This window comes from Arthrobacter sp. 10T419 (assembly GCF_056394105.1).
In genome coordinates this window covers 1-484 of the sequence record NZ_JBFTHF010000038.1, presented here as the reverse complement: position 1 = coordinate 484, position 484 = coordinate 1, and the positions used below count along the sequence as shown (strand labels likewise).

The following is a 484-nucleotide window of genomic DNA, read 5'->3' as shown; positions in this document are numbered from 1 at the left end:
CTACCGCTGCCGCCCCGTGCATCTGAAGCGCGCGCTGAACAACCTGATCGACAACGCCGCGCGCTACGGCGCCGTGTGCGTCACGGTCCTGGCGGACACGCTGGGCCAGACCTTGCGGATCGAGGTCGACGACAGCGGCCCCGGCATCGCGCCGGAACATCTGGGCCGGGTCTTCGAGCCGTTTGCCCGGCTGGACTCCGCACGCAGCATGGACACGGGTGGAATGGGGGGCGGACTGGGCCTCGGGCTGGCCATCGCCCGCTCCTGCATTCGCGCACATGGCGGAGACGTCACATTGCAAAATCGCCGGGAAGGCGGCCTGCGTGCGGTGATCGAACTGCCGAACTAGGCGCCGGCCCGCCGCCGTCGCTTTTCACAGCGCTGCAACATTTCGCCACAATCGAACAAACCCGGACAACATTAAATGCTAATCATTCTCATTTTGACGTGATGACTAGTGCCCGCCTTATCGGCGGCGATGTGC

At 64.9% G+C, this 484-nt stretch carries 1 protein-coding gene; it reads left to right on the top strand.

All coding sequences use genetic code 11. The features are described from left to right. Positions 1-349 (top strand): ATP-binding protein (locus AC1DBD_RS17765; RefSeq protein WP_476982710.1); only part of this gene is annotated, 349 nt, incomplete at its 5' end. Between the last annotated feature and the right edge of the window lie 135 nt (positions 350-484).